Below are 1549 nucleotides of genomic sequence, written 5' to 3' on the forward strand. Positions count from 1 at the left end.
ATATTACTTATATTACTAATGTTTGCTGGGGTAACTTACCATCTGTGAGTAAGTATGTATTTTATTTTGTCGATATTAGTGGTAAAATATGGTTAGTTGGGTTTCGAATGATAAAAGAAAAATTCTTAGATAAGAAATTTAACTTCTGATAATAGCAATAATGGGAAGTTGGATGATTGATAGAAAATAAATAAATCGGAATTTAATTCACTCTCTGGGGAAAGAAAATGAAGTGAGTACAGATAAATTTAAAAAATTGAGTAACATTGTCGGATAAATGGATTATAAGTTTTCGGATTGTCTGGAATAATACTCAAACATAAATATACTCAGAATAATTAATATGATTCTGAACTTCCCATTTTATTTATGAAATAAACCCAGCACACAACTTTGAATTTATTGGTTAGTCTTTATCTGCTGATTACTTATATTAAGCATAGAGTGGCTTGAATCAAATGCGAAACATTGAGTAGTATAAGCATAATGAGAAATTAACAAATTCCAATTTTGTCTAGCAGTTTTTTCTACCCTTTATATTTAACAAGTGAACCAATCCAACATTTATAAAATTGATTATAAGTTATAAGGAGCAAAGTTTATGTTTTACCAAAAAGTAATTGATGAGTTTACTTCTATCAGCAAAGAAATAGTGGGAGAGAATTTAACGGGGATTTATTTGCACGGCTCAATGGCTATGAATTGTTTCAACCCTGAGAAAAGCGATATTGACTTACTCATTGTAATTGAAAACGATATTACTGACGTGCAGAAGATGGCGTTTATGAATCAAGTTGTGATGATGAACGAGCAGGCACCTGCAAAAGGTTTGGAAATTAGTATTGTAAAGCGAAAATATTGCAAGCCCTTTGTGTTTCCAACACCGTTTGAATTACATTTTTCTCCAATGCATCTTCCATGGTTCAGAGACAATCCAGAGGATTATGTGAAAAATATGAGGGGTGTAGATAAAGATCTTGCTGCTCATTTTACAATCATAAACAGGTACGGGATTGTCTTATATGGGGAATCGATAGAAAATGTATTTGGAGAGGTTATGAAAAAGGTCTATGTTGAAAGCATCTGGTTTGATATAGAGAATGCAAGAGAAGATATAACAAATCAACCTATGTATATAACGCTAAATTTGTGCAGAGCAGTGGCTTTTTTAAAGGAAGGTCTATGTCTTTCAAAGCAGCTAGGTGGTGAGTGGGGAATTGCTCATTTGCCTGAAAGATATCATCCTCTTATTTTACAGGCATTAAATTGCTATAAGACAAAACAGACAATGCAGGCAGACCTAGAACTTGCAGATCAGTTCGCATATGAAATGCTGACAACTATCAGGTTTGAAAAGGAGCAGATAGAATCATAAAAGAAATGCAGTATAGTAGGTTGGTAACCAAATAATTATGATTAAGAATGGAAGAGTTTAATCTGAAGAGGATTCCCATCTTCCCATTATATTTATTATATTAACGTTCCGAAAGGTAGACAAGTGGTAGCCTGTAATTAGTTTTGAGGCAATATTGATGATAAGTTCATGCAA

At 32.6% G+C, this 1549-nt stretch carries 1 protein-coding gene; it reads left to right on the plus strand.

Translation table 11 applies throughout. The features are described 5' to 3' along the window. Positions 1-601: 601 nt before the first annotated feature. A complete protein-coding gene (locus tag BUB77_RS29005; protein WP_073280645.1) occupies positions 602-1375 on the plus strand; it encodes an aminoglycoside adenylyltransferase domain-containing protein in 774 nt (257 codons plus the stop codon). Positions 1376-1549: the final 174 nt, after the last annotated feature.

The organism is Anaerocolumna jejuensis DSM 15929 (assembly GCF_900142215.1).
Lineage (GTDB): Bacteria > Bacillota > Clostridia > Lachnospirales > Lachnospiraceae > Anaerocolumna > Anaerocolumna jejuensis.